A 1,835-nucleotide genomic window follows, 5' to 3' on the forward strand; every position below is an offset into this window, starting at 1 on the left:
GAGGCATTCTACGAAAGCTTGAACGCTCCTGAAAAAGCTGCCTAATCATTGAACCAGAAAATCTCCGGTAAACCCGGGGCGGTTCACTGCAACGTTCGGCCTTGTGAAACCCGATACAGAACGATCGCCTCAAAGCAATCAGTGCGGACAGATCCCTGAACTCCTCAAGGGAAACACCGCAAAGCTCCGCAAATTACAGATCCTGAGCCTAGTCGTGACCAGCATACTCGTGACCCAGAGCATCCGACAAAGCACTGAACACGCGCAGCGCTGGCGAATTGCAGGTAAACTCAGTCGAATTGTCAGGCAGTACAGCCTGATCTTCGCAGTCCCCGGAAAAGATGTCACTGTTGGCTTGAACGGCAACGGTCGTGTCACTGGTCGTGTCGTAAAAGAGTGTGGTCGTATAGCCCGGCTCAGACCCGTCGTGGCCGATCCACCCATCCACGCAACCCAGGGCAATTCCGTAGCCCAATGGCTTTGGGAAAGCATTCAGACGCGTCATCTGAGCATCGGTGCCCAGTAGTCCCTGCCCTGTCCCGAGCGCGCGTCCAAAAGTCAGCAGGTCATCGACCGTGGATACAAGATGCCCGGTCGCCCAGCTCCATGAGGGGTTCCAGTTCGTCGCGTTAGTTGCGACTTTCGGGTGATCCACAATACCCTGCAATGTGTAGCCTTGGGGATGTGGATCGGGCAGATCGGGGTTAGCTCCGGGAGAAAAGGTATTTTCGATTCCCAATGGGGCGAAGATTCCCGTCTGGTAGTTTTCGGCAAGAGACTTTCCGCTTACCTTCTCGATAACCAGTCCCAGCAAAACGAAGTTGCTATTGGAGTAATCAAAGCGCTCACCGGGTTCGAAGGCCGGCGACCTGGGGATTGCAAGGCCCAATAGCTCGTCTGTCGAAAAGACCCTGCCGGGCTGAGCAAAAAGTTGATCCTGGAAACTGTCGAGATTTGTGTAACTCTGCACGCCACTCGTCATATTTGCCAATTGCCGAAGCGTGATCCTGTCACCGTTCGGAATATCGTCGACATATTGCCCGATCGTATCGTCGAGCGAGACCGCGCCGCTCTCGACAAGCTGCATCAGAAGAGTTCCGGTGAATGTCTTCGTGACCGAACCGATGCGAGTGAACATACCGACTTCCATCGGCCTACCGGTTTCGGGATCTGCAAGCCCATATGCCGAAGTCCAGTAACCGGCAGGCGTGCGCACACCTGCGATGATACCCGGGGCCGCGACTTTTGGCAGGACGCTCTTCACGGCAGCATCAAGATCCGCAGCAAGATCGGCGGGGAGCGGTGTGGTCGCCATTGCCGCTGTTGGCGCCCGGGCAATGACCGCAACGGGATCGGCGACGCAACGCGCCCCTTCGGCGCTACCGGCGGACGCAGAAGACAACAACAGTACCACCGCACCGAAAGCCGCTGATAGGGACTTTCCTCCGAGAGGCTTGAGAAATTCAACCAACTTACTGGGTCCTTCCTGATTTGACCGGGCACTGGTTTTTCATCCAGCCGCGTGCAGTGTCCGGTGGGTATTGACCTGTGCCCAACGCCGGACCACCTGACGCGGGAAAAACTTGGCGGTACACGGTGACAGGCTTGTGACGACTTCGGGTTTATCCATGGCGATCGGGACGTTGTTTCCGATCACGTTGCGGGGGGCGATCCTCATTGTATTCTTTGCGCCCACCTTCCAATTTTTCCTGCGCATCGGCAAGGCACATGCCTTGGTAGTGGGGTGTCAGACGAATTCGAACCGGTCTCAGTTGTGGCAGGATGGCTGTCCCTTATGCCGCGTATAGACCGCGCCACTCGGCGAGAGCGGCGGC

The 1,835-nt window shown here is 56.7% G+C and carries 1 protein-coding gene; it reads right to left on the minus strand.

The window, feature by feature from the left end; genetic code table 11:
- Positions 1-208 precede the first annotated feature (208 nt).
- Complete coding sequence (locus PVW46_RS21830; protein ID WP_223306357.1) at positions 209-1,471, minus strand: serine hydrolase domain-containing protein; 1,263 nt, start codon at positions 1,469-1,471, stop codon at positions 209-211.
- Positions 1,472-1,835 lie beyond the last annotated feature (364 nt).

Origin of the sequence: Mameliella sp. AT18 (genome assembly GCF_028807275.1) — a bacterium.
Classification (GTDB): Bacteria; Pseudomonadota; Alphaproteobacteria; order Rhodobacterales; family Rhodobacteraceae; genus Antarctobacter; species Antarctobacter albus.